The sequence below is a fragment of the Bacillus sp. PK6-025 genome (genome assembly GCF_056530265.1).
This window is the reverse complement of the sequence record NZ_CP096509.1, coordinates 2407926-2431570: the sequence shown is the minus strand read 5'-3', so window position 1 is coordinate 2431570 and position 23645 is coordinate 2407926. Positions and strand designations below refer to the sequence as shown.

Sequence of the window (23645 nt, the reverse complement as noted above, 5' to 3'; positions counted from 1 at the left end):
CAGTATCCTGTAGGAACTGCACCTGGAAAACATGCAACTGATAAAAAACAGTCTGCCTTGATCCAAAAAGGACTGGGACAGAGGGATGATTCTTGCCGAACACGGACGATTCGAAATCCTTCTTCTTGCCGGAAGGTTTTTTTGCTGTCCGAAAAGATGCACATGCAAGCACGGCAGCTCATCTCCTCTGAAAAAGAGGAGGAGAAAACATGAAGACAAAGATTGATTTTCTAAAAATGAAACAAGAGGGAGAGCCGATCGTCATGCTGACGGCCTACGATTACCCGGCGGCAAAGCTTGCCGAACAGGCCGGCGTCGATATGATTCTTGTCGGCGATTCGCTCGGCATGGTTGTGCTCGGCCTTGATTCGACCGTATCTGTGACGGTCGCTGATATGATCCACCATACAAAAGCCGTAAAACGCGGGGCAAAAGATACGTTTGTGGTGACGGATATGCCGTTTATGTCTTATCACTGCTCTTTGGAAAGCGCTCTGAATAATGCCGCGGCGATCGTTCAGGAAAGCGGAGCCGATGCTTTGAAGCTTGAAGGCGGCGACGGTGTATTTGAGACGATCACGGCTTTAACACGCGGCGGAATACCTGTTGTCAGCCACTTAGGCTTGACTCCTCAATCCGTCGGTGTCTTGGGAGGCTATAAAGTTCAGGGGAAAGATGAAGAAAGCGCCCGCAAGCTGATTGAAGACAGCAGGCGCTGTGAAGAAGCAGGCGCAATTGCGCTCGTTCTCGAATGCGTCCCGGCAGCGCTCGCTGAACAGATTTCAAAGGAGCTCACGATTCCTGTCATCGGCATTGGAGCAGGCCCTGGTACAGACGGACAAGTTCTCGTTTACCACGATGTTGTCGGACACGGAGTGAGCCGGACGCCTAAATTTGTAAAACAGTATGTGCAAATCGATCAGCCGCTTGAACAAGCGCTTCGGGGATATGTTGAGGATGTCAGAAGCCGCGTGTTTCCTGAAGATGCTCATTCATTCCGTATCGATCAGCAAGTTCTTGAAGGATTATACGGAGGGAAATAAGCATGATTCAGATCCATACAGCAAAAGATATACAAAATGTAACGAAAAATTATCGCAAAGAAGGCAAAACGATCGGTTTTGTGCCGACAATGGGCTTCCTTCATGAAGGCCATATGTCGCTTGTGGAAAAAGCGCGAAAAGACAATGATATTGTCGTGATGAGCATTTTTGTCAATCCTATGCAGTTCGGTCCAGGTGAAGACTATGAAGCGTACCCGAGAGATATCGAAAGGGACCGGCAGCTTGCGGCTGACGGAGGAGTGGACATCTTGTTCACTCCTGAGCCTGAAGAAATGTACGGTCAGGAGCCGACGGTTACCGCAAGCGTGAAAAAGCGGACGGACGTCCTTTGCGGCCGTTCAAGGGAAGGTCATTTCGACGGTGTCGCAACAGTGCTCACAAAGCTGTTCAATCTCACCTTTCCGACAAGGGTTTATTTTGGCATGAAAGATGCGCAGCAGGTTGCCGTTGTCGACGGGCTGATCAACGACTTTTTCATGGATATTGAGCTGATCCCGGTTGAAACAAAACGGGAAGAAGACGGGCTTGCCAAAAGCTCAAGAAATGTCAACCTGCGAGCAGAAGAACGGCAGGAAGCACCCGCTCTCTATCAAGCCCTTCAGCGCGGCGCCGAGCTGATCCGCGATGGAGAGAGGGATGCGGAAGCTGTTAAGCGAGAGGTTCGGAGCATTCTTGAAAAAACGAGCGGTGTCATCGATTATGCGGAAATTTATTCATATCCCGATCTGGAGATCAGGGAGCCATTGACTGGAAAAGTCATCATAGCGGTTGCCGTTCAGTTTTCCAAAGCCCGCTTAATTGATAATATCATCGTCGATATCCCGGCAGATCAAAAGGAGGATTTATGATGTACCGTACGTTAATGAGCGCAAAACTTCACAGAGCGAGAGTGACGGAAGCCAATTTGAACTACGTCGGCAGCGTGACAATTGATGAAGATTTGCTGGATGCCGTCGGAATGATGGCAAATGAAAAAGTGCAAATTGTGAATAATAATAACGGGGCCCGGCTGGAAACGTACATCATTCCCGGTGAAAGGGGGAGCGGCGTCGTTTGTTTAAACGGAGCTGCCGCCCGCCTTGTTCAAGTGGGAGATGTCGTCATCATCGTTTCTTATGCCATGATGTCTGAAGAGGAAGCAAAGACCCATAAGCCGAAGGTTGCCGTTTTGAACGAGAGAAACGAAATCGAGGAAATGCTGGGTCAGGAGCCCGCCCGTACCATTCTGTAGCCCCCTTGCCTTTAGGGGGCTTTCATATCGTTTAGAAAGAGTAGAAGGCGAAGCTTTTTCCCCGCATCTTTCTAAAACGTGTTACACTTTTGTCGAAGGTATCGAAATTGAGGTGTCCATTGAATGAACAATCAACGATATGTGGTCATTGATGTGGAAACGACAGGGAATTCGCCAAAAAAAGGCGACAGAATCATTCAAATTGCAGCGGTTGTGATTGAAAATGGACAAATGACCGAACGTTTCTCCAAATATGTGAATCCCAATCAGCCGATTCCCGCTTTTATCGAGCAGCTGACGGGAATTTCGAATGAAATGGTTGAAAATGAAGAGCCATTTTCGGCGATTGCCGAAGATATTTTTGAGCTGCTTCAAGACAGCTGTTTTATCGCTCATAACATTCATTTTGATCTTGCTTTTGTAAAGTATGAGCTGCAGCAGGCCGGTTTTGGCGAGCTTGAATGCAGCGTTCTCGATACGGTGGAGCTTTCGAGAATCGTTTTTCCGGGTTTTGACGGCTATAAATTGACTGAGCTGAGCGAAGAGCTTCAGATTCGCCATGAAAACCCGCACAGGGCTGACAGCGATGCGGAAGTGACCGCTTTGATCTTTTTACATATGATGGACAGACTGAAAAGGCTGCCGATTCCGGTTTTGAAATCAATCAGACGTTTATCCTGGCATTTGATCAGTGACGCGCAGGAGCTTTTTGACGGCTTGATCGCTGAAAAAGGCGCCGATGCCGAACTTGATGCCGGCTTTATGAAGGTTGGTTCCTTTGTGATCAGGACCCCTGAAGACGAGGATGAAGAGGCCGGTCATAAGAGCCGGGTCCCGCAGACAGAGCCGCTTATTTGGGAAAAAGACGGCGGACTTTCTTCATTGGACGACCGGTTTGACAAGAGAGAAGGACAGACGAAAATGATGCGGGAGGTCTGGACCGCTTTTCAAAATCATGAGCATGCTCTGATCGAAGCTGCCACTGGAATCGGAAAAACGCTCGGATATCTCGTGCCGGCTGCAATCCGCGCCAAGCAAACAGGCAAGCCGGTCGTGATCAGCACATATACGACATTGCTTCAGCAGCAGATGATCAACCGTGATATCCCGCTTTTGGAAAAGATTTTTCCTTTCCCGGTCAAAGCCGCGGTTTTAAAGGGCCGCTCTCATTATTTATCCATTCGCAAATTCAAGCATATTTTACAGGAAGATGATGACAATTATGATAGCGTCCTTGCAAAAGCGCAAATTCTCGTCTGGCTGACAGATACAGAAACGGGCGATTTATCGGAAATTAATCTTCCGTCAGGCGGAAAGCTTCTGTGGGACAGACTGGCATATGATTCGCATTCATATGCAGAAAACAGCACCCTAAGGAAACTGTGTTTTTATGAGAGAGCCAAAGCGCGGGCGCAGAAGGCTGATATGATCATTACCAATCATGCGCTTCTGTTGACTGACGAAGCCAATCAGCGAATTCATACCGGTGATGCCGATACGTTTGTTATTGATGAAGCCCATCACTTTGAACGCGCAGCGGGCGAGCAGTATGGGGCAAGAGCAGACTATGTCTTTCTCCATAAAAGGTTGATGCGGCTCGGCACCCTCAAACAAAGGGGGATTTTAAAAAAAGCCGAACGCCTCTACCGGTCAGCAGGCATTTCACCAGAATCTTTTTTCCAAATGGACGAATGGCTCGCTCAGCTTCTTGAAGAAAGCGATCTGTTCTTTACGGCTGTTCATTCTTTTGTCAAGCGGAGGAAACCAAGAAACGATCTCAACCGTCTCTTATATAAGATCGGCGAAATCGGTGAAAGCAGGGCATGGAACAGGCTTGAAGAAAGCGCGAGAAGACTGTGTTCCTTGCTGTATGACATGCACCGGCTGTTTTCGGATCAAAAGAAAAGCCTCGCTGAAAAACAGGCTTCCTTCACCAGCCGCCAGGCGTTTTTGTTAGAGGAATACGATTCATGCATGGACGACCTTGAAGAATATCGAAAGACGCTCGCCCGCTTGATGTTTGACCCTGTCGAAGATGAGGTCGTCTGGATTGAAATTGACGCGAAGGGCGCAAAAAACGCCGCGGCCATTTACGCTCAGCCGCTTGATACAAGCGAAATTCTGGCCGACCGGTTTTTCACCGAGAAAAAAAGTGTTGTGCTCACATCGGGGACGCTTGTCGTCGAGAACTCATTTGACTATATGATCAAAAAGCTCGGTTTAAGCGATTTCTATCCGAGGACCTTGCAAATCGAGGCGCCTTTTTCTTATGATAAGCATATGAACATCATGATTCCGACGGATGTCAGCCCGATTCAAAACGATCCTGAAGACTATATTCGAGATGTCACGCGTTTCGTCAAGGCGCTTGCAAAACAGAAAAACGCCAAAGTGCTCGTCCTGTTTACGTCTCATGATATGCTGCGAGATGTCTACCATGCAATAAAACAAGAGGAAGACTTTCCTTGTCAGCTCCTTGCGCAGGGGATTTCCGGCGGAAGCCCCGTCAAGGTTATGAAATTGTTTAGATCGTATCCCCATGCGGTTCTTCTCGGAACGAACCATTTTTGGGAGGGCGTTGACTTTCCGGGTGACGAGCTGACGACGCTGGTCATCGCAAGGCTGCCGTTCAGGCCGCCAGACCACCCCGTTGAATCAGCCAAGTGTGACCGGGCAAAGAGAAGGGGAGAAAGCCCGTTTCAAGCGGTATCTCTGCCGGAAGCTGTCCTGGCATTCAGGCAGGGCATCGGCAGGCTGCTTCGCTCGGAGAAAGACAGCGGAACGGTCGTGATTCTCGACCGCCGCATCCGAACCTCTTCCTACGGTACGGTGTTTATGAAGGCTCTGCCCCCTGCAAAAGTCATGGAGCCTACATTCCTTGAGCTTGAAGCCTACATAGCCGGGAAAAACGGCTAAAAGCCGCATAAAGCGGCTCTTAAATGGTGTGGATTAAGGTTTTATTTTTTAGGCTGTTTATTTAAACGGTTATCCCGTTGTAACAACTAGTATGGCTTTAGGCACAGAGAGTATGAATTACAATTATTGTTTCGTTCGGAGGTATTTGAAAAATGGAAAACAAAATCGAAATTTTATCTACCGTAAGCGTCGAGCATTCAGAAGACCTGTATAAAATCGTCGACCTTTTGAACCGCACGCTCAAACGCGATGATCTCATGTTCGGCCTCGCTCTCGATGAAGAAGATCAAAAACAGGCCATTTTTACGATTTATCGTACTTAGGAGCAGAAAATGGGCAAAAAAACATTAATTTTCATACTGATATTTGGTATTATCTTTTTAACAGCACTTCTTGCGGGAGCGAATGTCTACCGTACGGCTATGGATCAGAAAGAAAGCGGCCACGAGCAGGCTGCCGAAACAGCCAAGCAGGAAGCAGGCTTAAAACAAGTTGACAGCGTGGAGACGTTTGTCGGCAAAGAAAAGCAGTACATTGTCACAGGGACGGACAAAAAAGGCGGCAAAATGTATGTTTGGGTGCCTGCTGACAAAAAGCAGAAAACGATTTACAAAAAAGCGGCAGACGGCATTACCGGCCGCCAGGCTTCAAAAGCGGTTCAGGATGAAGGCCTTGTGTCTGAGCTTAAAGAGGTGCACCTTGCAAGGGAAGGCAATGTTCTATTGTGGGAAGTTACATACTTAAATAAAGATGGGCAGTACAGTTTAAGCTATGTGGACTTTATAAACGGAAAAATTCACAAAAATATTACGCCTTAGACGAAACAGGGGGAAATCGAGTTGAATCTAGCTAAAAGAGTATCAGCGTTAACACCATCTGCAACACTGGCAATCACTGCAAAAGCAAAAGATTTAAAAGCGGCAGGGCACGACGTCATCGGTCTTGGGGCGGGTGAACCGGATTTTAATACGCCTGAGCACATCATTGAGGCGGCTGTCCGTTCGATGAATGAAGGACATACCAAATACACGCCTTCCGGAGGTCTTGCGGCGCTGAAAGACAGCATCCGCGAAAAATTCAAGCGCGATCAGGGAATCGAGTACCGCCAATCTGAAGTTATCGTGTGCACAGGTGCAAAGCATGCTCTTTACACCCTATTTCAAGTGCTCCTCGACGAAGGGGACGAAGTGATTATTCCGACTCCGTACTGGGTCAGCTATCCTGAACAAGTCAAGCTTGCAGGCGGCAAACCGGTATTTGTGGAAGGCCTTGAGGAAAACAGCTTCAAAATTTCTCCGGAGCAGCTTGAAAAAGCCGTCACGGAAAAAACGAAGGCTGTGATCATCAATTCCCCAAGCAATCCGACAGGCATGATGTATACGGAAGAAGAGCTGAAAGCGCTCGGTGAAGTATGCCTTCGCCGCAACATTCTAATCGTATCTGATGAAATATATGAAAAGCTGATTTACGGCGGAAAAAAACATGTATCCATCGCACAGCTTTCTCCAGAACTTAAAAATCAAACCGTAATCATCAACGGGGTTTCCAAGTCACACAGCATGACCGGCTGGAGAATCGGGTATGCGGCAGGCAGCGAACCGATCATTAAAGCGATGACGAACCTTGCCAGCCACAGCACGTCAAATCCGACATCTGTCGCACAATACGGAGCCATTGCTGCTTACAATGGACCAAACGAGCCTGTTGAAGAGATGAGAAAAGCTTTTGAAGACCGGCTGAACAAGGTGTATGAACTGCTTGTTGACATTCCGGGATTGACATGCCTGAAGCCTGAAGGGGCCTTCTACTTGTTCCCGAATGCAAAAAAAGCGGCAGAATCGTGCGGCTTTTCAAGCGTTGATGAATTCGCCGAAGCGCTTTTGGAAGAAGAAAAAGTTGCGATTGTTCCCGGTTCAGGGTTCGGCGCACCGGACAACATCCGTCTGTCGTATGCGACATCCCTGTCACTTTTAGAAGAAGCGGTCGCACGGATTCGCCGCTTTGTCGTGAATCGCAGCCGCTAGAAGCAGAAAGCGTCCGCAGCTGGACGCTTTTTGCATGCACGCAAGCTGCATTGACCTGATCGAATCAAAAAAGGTATAATATACGTTATGGACGTCAGAAAGAATGAGGGCTTGACCGAATTCTTTCGTGTTTTGGAGGGAAACGATAGTGAAAACAACAATAAACCAAGTGTACAAGCATGTTGGTGAAGAAGTAACAATCGGCGCTTGGATCGCCAACAAACGCTCAAGCGGCAAAATTGCGTTTTTGCAGCTTAGAGACGGGACAGGCTTTATCCAAGGAGTCGTCGTCAAAGCGGAAGTGGACGAAGAAACATTTCAAGCCGCTAAATCTGTCACACAGGAAACATCTTTATATGTAAAAGGCGTCGTCAAAAAAGACGAGCGTTCGCCACTCGGCTACGAGCTTGCAGTCACATCGCTTGAAGTCATCCATGAAGCGACAGATTATCCGATTACGCCAAAAGAACACGGAACAGAATTTTTGATGGATCACAGACATTTGTGGCTCCGATCAAAACGGCAGCATGCAACGATGAAAATCCGCAATGAAATCATTCGCGCTACATACGAATTTTTCAATAAGGAAGGCTTTGTTAAAGTCGATCCTCCGATTTTGACGGGAAGCGCACCTGAAGGAACGACAGAGCTTTTTGCGACAAAGTATTTTGACGAAGATGCCTACCTTTCGCAAAGCGGCCAGCTTTACATGGAAGCAGCTGCAATGGCTTTAGGAAAAGTCTTTTCATTCGGGCCGACTTTCAGAGCTGAGAAATCAAAAACGAAGCGCCATCTGATTGAATTCTGGATGATCGAACCGGAAATGGCGTTTGTCGAATTCAATGAAAACCTTGAAGTTCAAGAGAACTATGTCTCTTTCATCATTCAAAGCGTGCTTGAAAACTGCAAAATTGAACTGAATACGCTCGGCAGAGACACTTCCAAACTGGAGCTTATCAAAGCGCCTTTTCCAAGAATCACGTATGATGAAGCGATTCAGTTCTTAAAAGAGAAAGGCTTTGACGATATTGAATGGGGCGATGACTTCGGCGCTCCTCACGAAACGGCGATTGCCGAAAGCTATGACAAACCGGTATTTATTACACACTATCCGACATCATTAAAGCCGTTTTATATGCAGCCTGCACCTGACAGGGACGATGTCGTACTGTGCGCTGACTTGATTGCGCCTGAAGGCTACGGTGAGATTATCGGCGGATCTGAACGGATCCATGATCTTGAGCTTCTCGAAGCGCGCCTGAAAGAGCATGGTTTAGAATCGGATGCTTATCAATGGTATGCAGAGCTGAGAAAATACGGCTCAGTTCCGCATTCAGGATTCGGACTCGGACTCGAACGGACGGTTGCCTGGATCTGCGGTTCTCCGCACGTCCGCGAAACGATTCCGTTCCCAAGACTATTAAATCGCTTATATCCTTAAGAAAAAAGTCTCCTGATTGCAGGAGACTTTTTCACAGTCATCCATGATATACTGGAAGGTAAGAGGTGTATCGAATGAAAAAACAGCACTTTATTAAGATGCAGGAGATGGGATCTGTCACCATTCCGAATCTGCTTTTTTTGAACTATCGGGAGCTTGGCTTAAATGAGACAGAATTCATGCTGCTCTTAAACATTAAAATGCATGTTGAAAGAGGTTCATTTTTTCCGACGCCGGAGGAATTAAGCAAGACGATGTCGATTGAAACCGAACAATGTATGAACATGCTGAGAATGTTCATTCAAAAAGGCTTCATCTATATAGAAGAATGCGAAGACCAGAACGGCATTAAGTTTGAAAAGTATTCGCTCGAACCTCTCTGGGGCAAGCTGTTTGAGCATCTTGAAATGGACGAGCAGAAGAAACTCGCTGAACAGAATGAAGGCGAAGAGAAGAGCCTTTATACGATCTTTGAAGAGGAATTTGCGCGGCCGCTGTCTCCGCTTGAATGCGAGACGCTCAGCATCTGGCTTGACCAGGATCATCACGATGCACAGCTGATCAAACAAGCTCTCAAAGAAGCCGTCATATCAGGAAAACTCAATTTCCGCTACATTGACCGGATTTTGTTTGAGTGGAAGAAAAACGGCATTTCAACAGTCGAACAAGCCGCAAACTACAGCCAAAGATTCAGGCGGAAGACCGCACCGCGGCAGAGTGAGCAAAAGGAGTATACAAGACAGGTTCCTTTTTACAATTGGCTTGAACAATAAAGTGAAAGGTGAAGACATGCTGACAAAAAAACAGATCGAGTTTTGTTTAGAAACAATCGGTGAAATGTTTCCGGATGCTGAATGCGAATTAGTCCATGACAATCCGTTTGAACTTGTCATCGCCGTCGCTTTATCGGCCCAATGCACAGATGCGCTTGTCAATAAAGTGACGAAAACGCTTTTCAAAAAATATAAAAAGCCTGAAGATTATCTTGCTGTTCCGCTTGAAGAGCTGCAGCAGGACATCAAATCGATCGGCTTATACCGGAATAAAGCAAAAAATATTCAAAAGCTCTGCAAAATGCTGCTGGAAGAATACGGCGGTGAAGTGCCGAAAGACCGGGATGAGCTGGTGAAACTTCCGGGCGTCGGGAGAAAAACCGCCAATGTCGTCGTTTCCGTTGCATTCGGTGTTCCAGCCATTGCCGTCGACACCCACGTGGAAAGGGTCTCAAAAAGGCTCGGCATTTGCAGATGGAAGGATTCGGTCACGGAAGTCGAAAAGACGCTGATGAAAAAAGTGCCTGAATCAGAGTGGTCCGTTACTCATCACCGCCTGATCTTTTTCGGACGCTATCACTGCAAGGCGCAAAGGCCGAAATGTGAAGAATGCCCGTTGTTTTCTCTGTGCAGGGAAGGGCAAAAACGATATAAAAAAGGGCTGGTGAAGCTGCCGTGACAAGCGTTTCTCTGTTGGACGAATACGAAAAAACGCTGCGTAAGAGAAGACCGGAATCCGGCGAAAAGCTTGACGTTCTTTTGGAAAATCCGCTCTGCTGCGATTTTTTTCTGGACATAGAAGAGGACAAGCCGTGGGAGCATGCGGAAGAATGGGTTCCGCTTCTGTTTGCGGCTTGGGAGCGTAAAAAAGAAAAGCTTCTGCCCGTCTTTAAAACGAGAAAGTCAAGGTGCAGCCAGGATGATATGCTGAACGGGGTGTGCTGCTTGATCGCAAGCCTCCACTGGACGATGGGGGAGCCTGTCACAAGTCTCAACTGGGAGGCCATCACCCGTAAGGATTTTGGAGCCAAGCCGATGAACTGGACGGAACGCCTCGAGTTTATCCTCCAGAAACCAACACAGTATCATTGTTTTATTCAGCTTGACGAATTGTTTACGGAAATGAAAAAGCAATTTTATAAATATGTTGCCATCAATCATAAAAAAGCCACTCACTAAACTGTGAGTGGCTTTTTAGATTAATGGGTGCCGGTTGATTGACCATTGGAATTTGTTTGTTGATCATCTGTGTTGCTGTCTTGATCCGGGTTTTTGTTTTTGTCTTTATTCTGATCTTTGTTTTGATCATCGGCGTCATCATCTTTTCTGCCGTCTGTATTTCCCGGATTTTGATTGTTTTGATCTGGATTGCCTGAATTTTGATCATCCGGCTGATTAGAGTTGCCGTTATTTTGTTTGTCTTTGTCCTGATCATCATCAGCATCCTGCTTCTTCTCGTCATCCTCGTCTTTCTTTTCATCGTCAGCTTTTGACTCATCATCTTCAGCCGCGTTGACTTTAAGCGTCACAGAAGCAGGGTCGCTTTCGCCATCTTCAGTAACGGCCGTGACTTGGAATTTGTAGACGGATCCTTCTTTTGCATTCGGTATGACAGCTTCTTTCGCACTGCTGCTTTGAATTTCGCTGTATCCGCCTCCGTCAACAGATTGTTTGACTTTAAAGGATACATCACCGTCTCCGGAATATGACCATGAAAGCTTGATGCTCTTTGATGCTTTATCATATTCTGCGCTCAAACCTGTCGGCTTGTCGGCATCTTCTTTTTCCTCATATTTTTTCGAAACAGTCGTCGGCTGTGTGCCTTTTACAAAGTACTCAGTGACTTTTTTATCGCTAGGCGTGTTGCTGCTGGCAAGCACCGGCGGGTTCGAGCCTTTTAGAACTGTCGCTTCAACGACGCTGTCAGGCTTTTCAAATGAGCCGCTGCCGTTGTCCACCTTGGCAATCAGTTTTTTGAACAGAAGTTTGGCGACTTGCTGTTCGTTTGCGCTCAGCGAATGAAAGCCTTCTTTACCGGTCCAGACCGCTGCCGTATATTGCGGCGTATAGCCGACGAACCATGAATCCCTCGCTCCATTTCGACTTATGCCGTGTTTTCTAATGTCGTCCTCGGTAAAGTTCGTCGTACCCGTTTTACCTGCTACAGTAACGCCATTGACTTGGGCGGCTGTTCCTGTTCCTCGCTGAACAGCGCTTTTCAGCATATCCGTTATCATAAATGCGGTATAATCGCTCATGGCTGCCTTTGATTCAGGCGTCAAATCAAGCTTTGTGCCGTCATTGAATTCCACCGCTGTAACAGTATGAGGCTCATTGTAGTAGCCGTTGTTGCCGAATGCGCTGTACGCTCCGGCCATTTGCAGAGGCGACACACCGTTTCCGAAGCCGCCGATTGCGTACGATTCGTGCAACTCATCCTTATCAATCGAAAGGCCAAGGCCTTTTGCAAAATTTAACACGTTATCTTTTCCGGCTGCCTGGAACGCTTTTAAAGCTGGAACGTTCCGAGAATCGACAAGTGCCTCTCTCATCGATATCCAGCCTCTGTGTCTTCTGTCATAGTTGTTAATCGGATCACCGGTTGAATAGGTGTATGCTTCATCGTTAATCTGTTCATACGTCGACCATTTCTTGTTCTCAATGACTGGGCCGTAGTCAAGGATTGGCTTAATCGTTGAACCAGGTTGACGTTTCGTATCTACTGCATAGTTAAATTCGCCTGCTTTCCGGTCGCGTCCGCCGCCGAGTGCGCGGATTTCTCCGGTCTTCGTATCAAGCAAGGTGAGGCCGGCCTGCATTTTTTCGGTATACTGGATCGAATCGCCGTCCATCAGCTCATCCACATAATCCTGTGCATCTGTATCAATCGTCGTGTAAATCTTCAGTCCGTCCGTTCCCGGAGTGACGTTCGCTTTTTCTTTCACTTCGGCGACGGCCTGCTCGATAAACGCACTGTATTTGTTGGACGTTGATTTTGCGTACTCCTTCGGAGAGACAAGGCCTTTTGTGACGGCTACTTTTTTCGCTTTGTTGTACTCTGCGTCAGAGATAAAGCCGTGTTTATTCATCAGACTCAGTACGACATTGCGCCGTTTCTCGGCTTTTTCCGGATGTTTAATCGGGTTGTAGTTATTCGGGCTTTGCGGCATGCCGGCAAGCGTTGCGGCCTGCTCGACCGTTAAGTCGTTTAGATCTGTCACCCCGTAGAACTGTTCAGCCGCTTTTCCGACACCATAGGCTTGCGGCGAGAAGTAAATCCGGTTTAAATACATTTCCAGAATTTCGTCTTTTGAATATTTTCTTTCGAGCTGGAACGACAGCCAGACTTCCTGGACTTTCCGTTTCAGCGTTTTTTCATGTGACAGAAGGGAGTTTTTGACGACCTGCTGTGTGATCGTACTTCCGCCTTCAGAACCGAATCCGCCTTCGAAGTTTGCCAGAAGCGCTCCTCCGATCCGGATCGGGTCGACGCCGTGGTGGTCATAGAAACGCGCGTCTTCCGTTGCAAGAAATGCGTTTTTGACGGAATCAGGGATGTCTTTAATCGACACGTACGTCCGCTTTTCTGAACCAATTTCGGCGATTTCTTTTCCGTTTTTGTCATAGACGGTGGAAGAGTACGGTGTTTTCAGTTTTGCGTCATCAAGGGACGGCGAGTCCGCTACCATCACCGCAAAAGTGACGCCCCCGGCAATCAAGCCGATAACACCAATGATTAAAATGGATAAAAGAATTTTCTTAAACAATCCTGCTTTTTTCTTTTTCTTGGGTTTAGAATGAGTATTAGACCTGCTATTGCCCTGCTGGGCTTTTCGCCGTTCCTGGCGGCTGTTAAATTGATCTGACATAACATCTCAACCTTTCGTAGTTAAACCTTTCCGCTCACATGACTTTAAAATCATAATTTATGATGGCGAAAAATACAACTGATCAATAATCTTAATATAATCAATTCTTGGCGAGTATCCAAGTGAAATAGGGTGAGCGGCTTCCTGAAGCTCGTCTTTTCGGATCGATTTTCTGCCGTTTTGCTTTTTCCGCTCCCAGAAATAAAATAATTTTTCTGCTTCCAAAAAATAAATTTCTTCAAAAGCGGATATGATAACAAAACAAATGCCGTCTTGCGCCACAACCTGCTTCATATGCTCGATCTGATGATCGTGGAAATTCTGAAGCGGGAAAGAGGTCCGGCTCTTCGTTTCTTTCGCTTCAAAATCGATGTAGCGGCCTTTATAAACCCCATTATAATCAGTAGTTGACGACTGCTTGAAATATGCTTCCTTGATCACCGCAGCGCTTCGCTTCGGATAATCGACCTGAACAATCTGTACAGGAGTCGGTTTTTTATGGATGACCGCAATCGAATGAGATTGATAATACATATTCGTTTCATTCAGGTCATCTTCGAGGGTCATGCCGCGATTGGAATACGACGGCTTCTTTTGCAAGGATGAGGCAGCTGTTTTCGGCTGATACGATTTGCCGTTCGGGTAACGAATCACTTTCTTCATCCTCCTTTTACAAAAATCTGGATACTAACGGAAGTGGCTGATCTTGCACAACACTTTTTCCGCGGCGGAGCTGACGAGCCGCATTCAAGAGCTGACCGCAAAACTGAACAAGGACAATATCTCACGGACAAATGCCTACAAACGCTACTTTGACCGCCATCCTGAAATCAAGTGGTCGCTTTTGGCTTCATTTGTTTCCAGGAATGCCGGCTGGTCGATGACCGATTTAAAAGGGCGTTTATTCGAGCTCGGACTTACGGCTTTTCAGCAGAACTGGCTGTTTTTAACGTATGAAAGAGCGAACTGGCTGATTTTTTCGGACGCCTATCCGCAGCTCCTGTTATACCATTGGTCCAAGCAGCTTGGCCAGCCGCTGTTTCATTTGCTCCCCTCATTTGGTGTGTCTTCATTTATGAAAACGGAGTGGGAGCGGTTCTGGCATGAGCGCGATCAAAAGCGGCTCATGTACGCTCTCATTATAAATGAACAAAACACTATCCAAACTCCTATTATACAAAATCCTTTGTTTAAAAAGAATGTTTTTCAGACGATTCCTTTTCAGCTATGTGAATGGTTTCACTTCAACACAGTCATTTTTCCGACGGTAGAAGGCGTTTTTTACGGCGTGTCTGTCAAACGCTTCACTAGTTTAAAGGAAAGGATCAAGCTCGGCAAGCAATTAAGCGAGCTGCTGTTTTCGCCTGAGCTTTTCCCCGGTTTTTTTCACTTTACATCATGTGTTCCGCATACCGGGTCGCGCTTTGATATGGAACGCTGGGCAGGGGTTAAAATCAGAACCTCGCCATTTTTGAGAACGTGTTATCCCGTTGTTGCCCATTCATTAGACGGATTAAAATCCGATTGGTTTCGCGGAGGAAAGAGAGAGGCAATGTTCAAAGATGAAAAACTGCCGAAAACGATCGAAATCACCGATTGGTATTTTCAAAAAAGAAGGCAGCTGCAGGCATTGTTTTCACTGGAGCATTGGCTGAATAAGAGGTAAAACAGAAAAAAGCAAGGGTTCTCCTTGCTTTTTAAGTGGACGGGCGGTTAGGTCCGCCTAATTTCTTATCCAGTGTGTCTGTTTGTTTAGCATCAGGTTTTGTTTTCGCAGGTGATTTCTTTTTGTTGTTTTCCACAGCGGGCACCTCCTTACCTTTTTAGATTTTGCAAAAAAGCGCTGATCATACCATTTTTCGCAAGATCACTTGTCGAAAGCGGGCGTTTGGCTGGAAAATGAGTTTCTTTGGCGGTTTGCTTCTAGTTTTGTCAGCTGCGGAGGAGAGGGGGCGCATAGGGAAGAATGCATAGAAGGCGATCAAAAAGGAGGGAAGCAAATGAACGGATTTGCAAGCAAAGACTCGGTCCTTCAAATGCTTTTGGAAACGGAATCACACATGTCGTCTGCTGAGAAAGCTTTGACAGAAGCCGTACGCCGGGCGGAGCATGAAAAGCGGGCTAGCTGGAACGAACGGCTCGATCTGATTGAAAAAGAACTGGCAGAGCTCTCAGCTTGTTTAAACAGCACGTTAATGGGAGTGGAGCCAAGAGGAGAGACGGCATAAGCCGGATTCGTTGTAACGGTCGTCTTCCTTTGGTACGATAAACCCGAGGTGAAAAAATTGGATACACAATCTCTTCTTGTACAGACACGGGAATTAATCCGCCTCGTAAAAGAAGCGGAAGAACGATACAGTAAGGGAAAAGAGGAAGGGACGGAATACGATTTTTTCGAGGTTGTCAAACCTTCTGTCGAGAGATTCGAACAAACAGTGAAAAGCTGGCTGGCGGAAAGCCTGCCTTATATCAAGGCGAATCGGCCAAAATACATTTATGAAGAGCAGCTCAGCTCGGTTGAGGAAAATGCAAATGAGATTTTCATGCAGTCCTATTTCTGCAAAATCCATAAAAAACGCTTTAAAGATCTGACGGAGTCCGTCCTCTATACGCTGAAAAACGTAGAAGACGATATATTAAAAGAAGACCGGGATTAGAACCCGGTCTTCTTTTTGTTTGTTTAGCTGGCGTCCGTATTCATATCATAAGCAGGGTGCTGTGCGCCATTCGCTTCAAGAACTTTCATACTTGTGCGAAATTCGTTTAATGTCAGATGTCCCTGGATATACAAAAACTTGGCAAAATCCATCAGTTTGTTCATGCAGTCTGTCTCATACTGTTTCATCTCGGCAAAACAATTTCTTAAGTATGATACGTTCATATGGTGCATCCCCTCTCCTTTATATTAATAATATCGTACCATAACAATTCGACTTTTTTCTGTTTTTCAAATATTAAAATTTTCGACACTTTTTGACAAACTTGTGACAGAACCTTTGGAACAGGAAATGCCTTTATATCATACACATATAAAAAAGGGCTTTAGGAGGAGAGGAAAGATGGAAGAGAGGAGAACCGCCGTATATCCTTATTCCGGCCCCGGTGCATATGTTCAAGCCGATCAGCAAAACCATCATGCCTATCATCCCGTTCAGCCGTACTACAGCCAGGAAACCGTCCCGTACGCTCATCCAGCTCAGCGGCCGCAGGCCTATCAGCAGCCGATCGAGCAGAATGTGGACCCGTTTTCAGTCTATCATCAGCCTGTTCAGCAACAAATACAGCCGCCGCTTCCGCCGTTTCAGGCATTTCCTTATCAGCATCCATATCCCTCGCCGCGGCCGAATCTCCACCAGCCATCTCAGTTTCAAAGCTTTCTGTCGCAATTCAAAAAAAAGAACGGGCAGTTTGATTTCAGCAAAATGATGGACACCGCTGGCCAGATGGTGAGCACGGTCAACCAGGTCGGAGCGCTGGCCAAAGGGTTTATGGGATTCTTTAAATAAAAAAAGCATGGATGAAGGTCATTCATGCTTTTTTTGCTCCGGAAATGAGACCGTGAGGATATTTCGGTTCCACGACGTCTTCATTGTTTCTTCGCGGACGGGATATGGGAGCAAAACGGTTCTGGACAGGCTTGTAAACGATGAAGAACCGCCGCTTTCTTTTTTCTCCTTCAAGGCGACATGAAGATACCTTGATTTCGCTTCAATCATGATATCTCCGTTTTGAAACGATTCAGGAACGGCAATGTCGACGTGAAGCGCCTCATTCTCCTCTCTGATGTTCATGGAAATGGTGGAATTCTGAAGCTGGTCTGATATCAGTTTTTGGAATGAATTTAAAATATCGTGGAAAGGTGAATTGTAAAATAACTGTTCAACCGCTTCTTGAATTTCGTCTTTCTTGCTGAGCGAGTGATTGTCGTTTTCCTTGAAATCCATTCTTCATCACCCCGGTTTTTTATTTTCAGCTTATGCAGGGGCTCTTGGTATGGTTATTCATTGATGGGAATTTGAAAGTGTGGTTAAATAGTGGGGAATCCAAAGATTTATTTAACCTGTTCCTCTTTTAATAGCCATCATAAAGAGGCGTTTTGAAAGGAGCCCAACTGTATTGCTGAAAAAATTATTCGGTATTGGTCAGAAACAAAATGAAATGAAAGAAGAAACCGTTTTTTCACCGGTAGACGGACAAGTTTTGGAACTTTCAAAAGTCCCTGACCCCGTTTTCTCCCAAAAGATGATGGGTGACGGAATGGCTGTCGAGCCTTCCGCAGGCGAGATCGTCTCACCTGTCGACGGGGAAGTGATCCAGCTGTTCCACACAAAACATGCCATCGGCATCCGTTCACTGTCCGGCGTGGAACTCTTGATTCATATCGGTCTGGAAACCGTAGCGATGGAAGGCGAAGGTTTCACAGCCCATGTCAAAGAAGGAGACAAAGTAAAAGTCGGCGATCCTTTGATAACGTGCGATTTGGAACTGATCAAGGAAAAAGCGAGCAGCACCATTACGCCGATCGTCATTATGAACGGCGATGTGTTGGAGCGCGTCACAAAACATGAAGAGGCAAAGGCGAAAAAAAGCGAGACAAAGCTCATGGAGCTTAAAGTTAAGTAACAGCAAAAAAGCAGGGAGCGATTCTCTGCTTTTTCATTTTCTCAGGAAATCACCTCTTTCAGAACGAACGGACATTCGCTAAAATAGAAGGGAGAGGTGACAGCGTTGTTTCAAAAACGAAATTTGACAGATATGATTCAGCTTCTGAAAGAAGACCAAGCTTTCAGCAAGCAAATTGTTCATTGGCATACAATTGAGGAAAAAGAAGCGGATTACCGCGATTTTCCTGAAGGTTTAGATAAAAGAATCGTGCATGCTTTACAGCAGAGAGGGATAGAAAAGCTGTATTCCCATCAGGCTGACGCGTTTCTGCACAGCGCCGCCGGCAAAAACGTGACACTTGTGACGCCGACGGCATCTGGGAAGACGCTTTGCTACAATCTGCCCGTCATTCAGAGGATCACAGAAGACCAGGATGCGCGCAGCTTATATCTTTTTCCGACAAAGGCATTGTCGCAGGACCAAAAAAGTGAACTGAACGAATTAATCGATGAAATCGGTGCGTCGATCAACTGTTATACATATGACGGAGATACGTCGCCTTCGATCAGGCAGAAAGTCAGAAAAGCAGGACATATCGTCATTACAAACCCGGATATGCTGCATTCGGCGATCTTGCCCCACCATACAAAATGGGTGTCATTGTTTGAAAATCTGAAATATATTGTCATCGATGAGCTTCACGTATACAGGGGAGTCTTTGGCAGCCATGTAGCCAATGTCATCAGACGGCTGATGCGGATCGCTGAATTTTACGGAAGCAAGCCGCAGTTTATCTGTACATCCGCGACGATCGCCAATCCATTGGAGCTCGCTGAGACGCTCACAGGGCAGCCGATGCATCTGATTTCAAACAACGGCGCCCCGTCGGGAAGAAAGCACTTTTTATTTTACAACCCGCCGATGGTCAACCGTTCGCTTAACATCAGGAAAAGCGCGACCCTTGAAGTGAGAAAGCTCGCATCCGAATTTCTGAAAAACGGTATTCAGACGATTGTGTTTGCAAGAAGCAGAGTCCGGGTTGAAATTATATTGACATACTTGCAGGAAGTGATGAAACCGATTGTCGGCCCTCATTCGATTCAGGGGTACAGGGGCGGCTATCTGCCGAACGAGCGGCGCGTCATTGAAAAAGGCCTTCGCAGCGGGGACATTAAAGGCGTTGTCAGCACGAATGCGCTTGAGCTGGGCGTTGATATCGGACAGCTGCAGACATGCATCATGACCGGATATCCGGGAACGATCTCGAGCGCCTGGCAGCAGGCCGGCCGTGCTGGAAGAAGGCACAACGAAGCGCTGATTGTCATGGTGGCAAGTTCCGCCCCGCTCGATCAGTACATTGTACAGAATCCGGACTATTTCTTTAAACAAAATCCCGAGACTGCCGTCATTAATCCGGATAACCTGGTCATTCTTGTCGATCATATTAAATGCGCAGCCTTTGAACTGCCTTTCAAAAGAACGGACACATTCGGCGGTGCCGAAATCGAGGATATTCTTGACTACTTGGCAGAAGAAAGAGTCCTCCACTTAACCGGGAACACGTATCACTGGATGAATGACGCTTTTCCGGCGCACGGCATCAGCTTGAGGTCGGCTTCTCAGGAAAATGTTGTCATTATTGATCAGTCAAAGCGCGAGAAGGCGAAAGTGATCGGGGAAATGGACAGGTTCAGCGCCATGACGCTTCTGCATGATGAAGCCATTTATTTGCATCAAGGCATCCAATACCAGGTGGAAAAGCTTGACTGGGAGGAGAAAAAGGCGTTTGTCCGCGAGGTTCAAGTTGATTACTATACGGATGCCAATCTTGCCGTCCTATTGAGAGTTCTCGAAGTTGACAAGGAGAAAAAGACAGAAACCGCAGCGTTCGGTTTTGGGGATGTGACCGTTCAGGCGAAAGCGACGATTTTTAAGAAAATAAAATTTGAGACGCATGAAAATATCGGCTCAGGCCCGATTCATCTGCCTGAAGAGGAACTGCATACCAATGCGGCTTGGGTGCAGGTGAACGATGAGGAGCGGCAAAATTGGAACGACATCAAATTGGAAGAAGCTTTGCTTGGGACTGCAAACGTACTGGGACATGTCGCCGCCTTAAAAGTGATGTGCGATCCGTCTGATCTGCACGTTTTTCCGCAAATTAAAGCCGTTCATAACGAAAAGCCGACGATCTTTTTGTATGATCGCTATCCCGGCGGAGTGGGGCTGTCTCAGAAAGTGTATGAACAAATGCCTGAGATCATCAGTGAAGCGCATCGGCTGATTTCAAGATGTCCGTGTGAGTCAGGATGCCCTTCCTGCATAGGAGTGGGCGGCAGCGGCGATCAGACAAAAAACAATGCGCTGCGCCTTTTAAAAGGCTGGAAAGGTTGAGCGGAATGTCTTTAAAACGAAAACTTAACCGCTATAAGCATCACCTGGGAAATCAAGCGAAAGAAGAAAAAACGGATTCTCCGGCAGAAAAGCGGACTTCCGTGTCCGTCGGTTTTGAGAAAGAATGGGCCGAACTCGGTGTTAAACCGTATGTGTTTGAGAACTGCTATTGCCTGATCAGGGAAGTCGTTTATCCGTTGACACATGTTCATGGCCATTACGCATTTTCTGAACTGCATGAGACGGTTATGCGCTGGAACAACAGCGCAGTTTCCCATTCGCTTTCAAGCAAAGGGTATACACCGAGCCAGCTTTTCTTCTTTGATACGGAAACGACCGGTCTCGGGGGAGGGGCCGGCAATACGATCTTTTTGCTCGGCCATGCACGGGTGTATGACGACCGCGTAGTCGTCAAACAGCATCTGCTGCCAAAGCCGGGGCACGAAGCCGCCCTCTATCACAGCTTCCTGAGTGAAGTCGATATTCAGTCTCTTGTCACCTATAACGGGAAAGCGTTCGACTGGCCTCAGGTGAAAACGAGGCACACGCTGATCCGCGACAGGGTTCCGAAGCTGCCGGATTTCGGCCATTTTGACCTACTCCACGGATCCCGCCGCCTTTGGAAGCATAAGTTTGACCGCGTCTCTTTGGGGACGGTGGAAAAGGAAGAGCTGGCCGTTGTAAGAACTGAAGATACGCCGGGCTACCTGGCGCCGATGATGTATTTTCATTTTTTAAAGGAGGAGCGTCCGGAAATCATTGAAGGCGTTTTGCGCCACAATGAGCTTGATGTGCTTTCTTTAATTTCTCTTTACATCCATTTATCGAAGAAAATCCTCACTCCGGAGCAGACAGCGGAAGCAAACGAAAAGTACGCGATGGCCAAATGGCTTCTCGCCAACCGGGAGACAGAGCTTGCGACAGCGCAATTGCAGGAGCTTGAAAAAAAGCCTTTCGAGCAGTCTGAACGCGCATCATTCGATTTATCCATGCAGTATAAAAAGCAGGGCATGCTAAAAGAAGCCGCATCCCTTTGGCTGAAGCTCCAAAATGGAACAGACGGAAAAACCGCCTGGCGCGCAGGCATCGAACTCGCCAAATACTTTGAACATCGAAAGCGGGACATTCGGGCCGCCCTCGAGGTAACGGATAACCTGATGCTGCAGCACGGTTCACAAAAGTTTGAGCTGACCGAAAAAGAAGTAGCCGGTCTTTTGAAACGGCGCGAGCGGCTGGAAAGGAAATTCGGACGAAATATTCCCCGGGCAAGCGCAGAAAACGACGATCTTCGAAAGCCAAACATTTCAAGCATGTTATGAATTGTAGAAACCGATCGCTTCTTGTAAAATAGCGTTAGAATAGTTTGAAGGGAGCGTCGATATGTATAAGGGGCTGTTTTATCTGTTTTTTGTCGTCGTACTGTTTATCGTATTAATCATGACGAATTTCAAGGAAAGCTTTATGGCTTACTTTTAAAATAGGTTTTTATATTAGTACATGTTTACCCCTTGCTTCATAGTTTAATAGTGTATATAGAAGCTTAAAGAAAGGGGAATTTTCATGCACTGTAAACCGCATGTAATGGCGCCGATTGTTCATCCTACTCAATGCTGCTACAACCATACGCAAAGCAAAACCGTCGTACCGCACATTCACCCGCAGCACACAACGAATGTCAACCATCAGCATTTTCAGCATGTTCATTACTTCCCGCAAACTCAATCAGCTGTCAACCAGGCATCACATCAGCACTTCGTGAGCCCTGGCGCAGGAATGATGCCCGGGCCTGGAGCGATGCCAGGACCTGGAATGGGTATGGGTCCTTACTAAAAAGGATTTTCGGAAGTTTTGTCAGGATGAACGAGCGCCGGATTGAACGTGAGCAACAGAATATCTTTTAAAAAAATGGGGCGGAATACGGCCCCATTTTTTAGCAGGTGATCATAATGAAAGTATTGGCCGTTACAGGGTACAAGCCGTTTGAACTGGGGATTTTCAAACAGGATGACAAGGCCCTGTTCTACATAAAAAAAGCGCTTGAAAACCGATTGACCGCCCTGCTTGAGGAAGGGCTGGAATGGATCCTTATCTCAGGCCAGCTCGGCACGGAACTATGGGCGGCGGAAGTTGCGTTTTCGCTGCAGGAAGAATATCCCGACTTGAAAGTGGCGGTTATCACTCCGTTTTTGGAACAGGAAAAGAAGTGGAACGAGAAAAATCAAGAGCAGTATGAAGCTGTGCTCGCAGCCAGCGATTTCACTGAAAGCTTGACACACAGGCCGTACGAAAGCCCGGTCCAATTTAAACAAAAAAACCGGTTTTTCATCGAAAAGGCGGATGGCTTATTGATTCTGTACGACGAAGAAAGAGAAGGCTCGCCTGTGTATATGCTGAATGAAGCAAAAAAAGCTCAAGAAAAACGCGATTTTCCGATTTACACGATTACGATGGATGACCTGAGAGTCACCGTTGAAGAAAGCAGCTTTTACGAAGAGTAAAAAGTGCAAGAGAAAATTTGACATTGCACACGTTTTCTGAAAAAATATAAGATGATGATTCACGATATGAGGTGAAAAAGATGCTTGCTGATAAAGTGAAGCTTTCTGCTAAAGAAATTTTGGAAAAAGAATTCAAAACAGGAGTCAGAGGCTACAAGCAGGAAGATGTTGACAAATTCTTGGACATGGTCATTAAAGACTATGAAGCCTTCCATCAGGAAATCGAAGAATTGCAGCAGGAAAACCTGCAGTTGAAAAAACAGCTTGAAGAAGCGAACAAGAGACAGCCGGCTCAATCAAATACGACCAATTTTGATATTCTAAAACGGCTTTCCAATTTGGAAAAACATGTGTTTGGAAGCAAATTATACGATTGATGAAAACCGCTTGCCCTTTAGAACAAACTAAGCTATAATAGTTGATGTCTTAACGTTCGGGTAATCGCTGCAGATTTTACATCTGTAGAGGAAAGTCCATGCTCGCACGGTGCTGAGATGCCCGTAGTGTTCGTGCCTAGCGAAGTCATAAGCTAGGGCAGCCTTGCAGAAGGCTGACGGCAGGAAAAAAGCCTACGTCCTTTATGGATATGGCTGAGTATCCTTGAAAGTGCCACAGTGACGAAGTCTCACTAGAAATGGTGAGAGTGGAACGCGGTAAACCCCTCGAGCGAGAAACCCAAATTTTGGTAGGGGAACCTTCTGGACGGAAATGAACGGAAAGAAGGACAGAGTTGACTCTGTAGATAGATGATTACCACCCGAGTACGAGGCTTAGCAGCCGACAGCAGTACGACGGAACAAAACATGGCTTACAGAACGTTACACACTATT

General features: G+C 46.7%; 26 protein-coding genes and 1 other RNA gene. 22 read left to right on the top strand and 5 right to left on the bottom strand.

Annotated elements, in window-relative coordinates; genetic code table 11:
• Positions 1-209 precede the first annotated feature (209 nt).
• The 11 genes from panB (at position 210) to M1D67_RS12435 (ending at position 10628) form a co-directional block, all read left to right on the top strand.
• The gene (gene panB / locus M1D67_RS12485; RefSeq protein WP_020451930.1) at positions 210-1043 is read left to right on the top strand and encodes a 3-methyl-2-oxobutanoate hydroxymethyltransferase; all 834 of its coding nucleotides are present in this window, start codon (positions 210-212) and stop codon (positions 1041-1043) included.
• A 2-nt stretch (positions 1044-1045) separates the two neighbouring features.
• Positions 1046-1912, top strand: coding sequence for a pantoate--beta-alanine ligase (panC, locus tag M1D67_RS12480; protein ID WP_105981037.1), 867 nt, complete (start codon positions 1046-1048; stop codon positions 1910-1912).
• A complete protein-coding gene (panD, locus tag M1D67_RS12475) occupies positions 1912-2295 on the top strand; it encodes an aspartate 1-decarboxylase (protein ID WP_003182918.1) in 384 nt (127 codons plus the stop codon). The genes panC and panD overlap by 1 nt, the downstream gene beginning before the upstream one ends.
• Before the next feature lie 123 nt (positions 2296-2418).
• Entirely contained in the window at positions 2419-5211 is a 2793-nt protein-coding gene (gene dinG, locus M1D67_RS12470; RefSeq protein ID WP_105981036.1) for an ATP-dependent DNA helicase DinG, read from the top strand.
• Positions 5212-5363: 152 nt separating this feature from the next.
• Positions 5364-5534 (top strand): YpmA family protein, encoded by a 171-nt coding sequence (locus tag M1D67_RS12465; RefSeq protein WP_003182913.1) that lies wholly within the window; start codon positions 5364-5366, stop codon positions 5532-5534.
• A gap of 9 nt (positions 5535-5543) precedes the next feature.
• The gene (gene tseB / locus M1D67_RS12460; protein ID WP_020451926.1) at positions 5544-6029 is read left to right on the top strand and encodes a cell wall elongation/penicillin-binding protein regulator TseB; all 486 of its coding nucleotides are present in this window, start codon (positions 5544-5546) and stop codon (positions 6027-6029) included.
• Positions 6030-6050: 21 nt separating this feature from the next.
• Positions 6051-7235 (top strand): pyridoxal phosphate-dependent aminotransferase, encoded by a 1185-nt coding sequence (locus tag M1D67_RS12455; RefSeq protein WP_023857423.1) that lies wholly within the window; start codon positions 6051-6053, stop codon positions 7233-7235.
• Positions 7236-7383: 148 nt separating this feature from the next.
• Positions 7384-8676 (top strand): asparagine--tRNA ligase, encoded by a 1293-nt coding sequence (gene asnS / locus M1D67_RS12450; RefSeq protein WP_026579395.1) that lies wholly within the window; start codon positions 7384-7386, stop codon positions 8674-8676.
• A gap of 74 nt (positions 8677-8750) precedes the next feature.
• Positions 8751-9449, top strand: coding sequence for a DnaD domain-containing protein (locus tag M1D67_RS12445; RefSeq protein WP_023857421.1), 699 nt, complete (start codon positions 8751-8753; stop codon positions 9447-9449).
• Positions 9450-9465: 16 nt separating this feature from the next.
• Positions 9466-10128 (top strand): endonuclease III, encoded by a 663-nt coding sequence (nth, locus tag M1D67_RS12440; RefSeq protein ID WP_023857420.1) that lies wholly within the window; start codon positions 9466-9468, stop codon positions 10126-10128.
• Positions 10125-10628 carry a YpoC family protein gene (locus tag M1D67_RS12435; RefSeq protein ID WP_105980452.1) on the top strand — a complete coding sequence of 168 codons (504 nt, stop codon included), beginning with the start codon at positions 10125-10127 and terminating at the stop codon, positions 10626-10628. Before nth ends, M1D67_RS12435 begins: the two co-directional genes overlap by 4 nt.
• Positions 10629-10648: 20 nt before the next feature.
• On the opposite strand, the gene M1D67_RS12430 is transcribed toward M1D67_RS12435, so the two are convergent.
• Together M1D67_RS12430 and recU are read right to left on the bottom strand one after the other, a co-directional pair.
• Positions 10649-13318: a PBP1A family penicillin-binding protein gene (locus M1D67_RS12430; protein ID WP_479831321.1), complete on the bottom strand. Its 2670-nt coding sequence runs from the start codon at positions 13316-13318 to the stop codon at positions 10649-10651.
• A 57-nt stretch (positions 13319-13375) separates the two neighbouring features.
• On the bottom strand, positions 13376-13972 hold the full coding sequence (gene recU / locus M1D67_RS12425; RefSeq protein ID WP_003182896.1) for a Holliday junction resolvase RecU: 597 nt from the start codon (positions 13970-13972) through the stop codon (positions 13376-13378).
• A gap of 52 nt (positions 13973-14024) precedes the next feature.
• On the opposite strand from recU, the gene M1D67_RS12420 reads away from it, so the two are divergent.
• The gene (locus M1D67_RS12420) at positions 14025-14984 is read left to right on the top strand and encodes a DUF2515 domain-containing protein (protein WP_145930231.1); all 960 of its coding nucleotides are present in this window, start codon (positions 14025-14027) and stop codon (positions 14982-14984) included.
• Between the two features lie 31 nt (positions 14985-15015).
• On the opposite strand, the gene sspM is transcribed toward M1D67_RS12420, so the two are convergent.
• Positions 15016-15120, bottom strand: coding sequence for an acid-soluble spore protein SspM (gene sspM, locus M1D67_RS12415; RefSeq protein WP_009328007.1), 105 nt, complete (start codon positions 15118-15120; stop codon positions 15016-15018).
• Between the two features lie 198 nt (positions 15121-15318).
• Between sspM and M1D67_RS12410 the strand changes: the two genes are divergently transcribed.
• Together M1D67_RS12410 and M1D67_RS12405 are read left to right on the top strand one after the other, a co-directional pair.
• Positions 15319-15546: a YppD family protein gene (locus tag M1D67_RS12410; RefSeq protein ID WP_023857416.1), complete on the top strand. Its 228-nt coding sequence runs from the start codon at positions 15319-15321 to the stop codon at positions 15544-15546.
• A gap of 57 nt (positions 15547-15603) precedes the next feature.
• Entirely contained in the window at positions 15604-15975 is a 372-nt protein-coding gene (locus M1D67_RS12405) for a YppE family protein (RefSeq protein WP_026579400.1), read from the top strand.
• A 23-nt stretch (positions 15976-15998) separates the two neighbouring features.
• Here the strand turns inward: M1D67_RS12405 and M1D67_RS12400 are convergent, their stop codons facing one another.
• Positions 15999-16199: a YppF family protein gene (locus M1D67_RS12400; RefSeq protein ID WP_011198064.1), complete on the bottom strand. Its 201-nt coding sequence runs from the start codon at positions 16197-16199 to the stop codon at positions 15999-16001.
• Positions 16200-16377: 178 nt separating this feature from the next.
• On the opposite strand from M1D67_RS12400, the gene M1D67_RS12395 reads away from it, so the two are divergent.
• Positions 16378-16824 (top strand): YppG family protein, encoded by a 447-nt coding sequence (locus M1D67_RS12395; protein WP_101561025.1) that lies wholly within the window; start codon positions 16378-16380, stop codon positions 16822-16824.
• Positions 16825-16842: 18 nt separating this feature from the next.
• On the opposite strand, the gene M1D67_RS12390 is transcribed toward M1D67_RS12395, so the two are convergent.
• Entirely contained in the window at positions 16843-17262 is a 420-nt protein-coding gene (locus tag M1D67_RS12390; RefSeq protein ID WP_020451915.1) for an Hsp20/alpha crystallin family protein, read from the bottom strand.
• A 172-nt stretch (positions 17263-17434) separates the two neighbouring features.
• Here M1D67_RS12390 and M1D67_RS12385 point away from each other — a divergent pair, with 172 nt between their 5' ends.
• From M1D67_RS12385 to rnpB, 7 genes are all read left to right on the top strand, one after another.
• Positions 17435-17941, top strand: a complete 507-nt coding sequence (locus tag M1D67_RS12385; protein WP_020451914.1) for a PTS sugar transporter subunit IIA — start codon at positions 17435-17437, stop codon at positions 17939-17941.
• Between the two features lie 132 nt (positions 17942-18073).
• Complete coding sequence (locus M1D67_RS12380; protein ID WP_043054590.1) at positions 18074-20317, top strand: DEAD/DEAH box helicase; 2244 nt, start codon at positions 18074-18076, stop codon at positions 20315-20317.
• A 5-nt stretch (positions 20318-20322) separates the two neighbouring features.
• Positions 20323-21636 carry a ribonuclease H-like domain-containing protein gene (locus M1D67_RS12375; RefSeq protein ID WP_105981367.1) on the top strand — a complete coding sequence of 438 codons (1314 nt, stop codon included), beginning with the start codon at positions 20323-20325 and terminating at the stop codon, positions 21634-21636.
• Positions 21637-21877: 241 nt separating this feature from the next.
• Positions 21878-22147, top strand: a complete 270-nt coding sequence (locus tag M1D67_RS12370; RefSeq protein ID WP_020451911.1) for a CotD family spore coat protein — start codon at positions 21878-21880, stop codon at positions 22145-22147.
• A gap of 116 nt (positions 22148-22263) precedes the next feature.
• Positions 22264-22815: an SLOG family protein gene (locus M1D67_RS12365; RefSeq protein ID WP_039072801.1), complete on the top strand. Its 552-nt coding sequence runs from the start codon at positions 22264-22266 to the stop codon at positions 22813-22815.
• Positions 22816-22895: 80 nt separating this feature from the next.
• The gene (gpsB, locus tag M1D67_RS12360) at positions 22896-23192 is read left to right on the top strand and encodes a cell division regulator GpsB (protein ID WP_003182873.1); all 297 of its coding nucleotides are present in this window, start codon (positions 22896-22898) and stop codon (positions 23190-23192) included.
• A gap of 52 nt (positions 23193-23244) precedes the next feature.
• An RNA gene (rnpB, locus tag M1D67_RS12355) (RNase P RNA component class B) lies at positions 23245-23631 on the top strand.
• Positions 23632-23645: the final 14 nt, after the last annotated feature.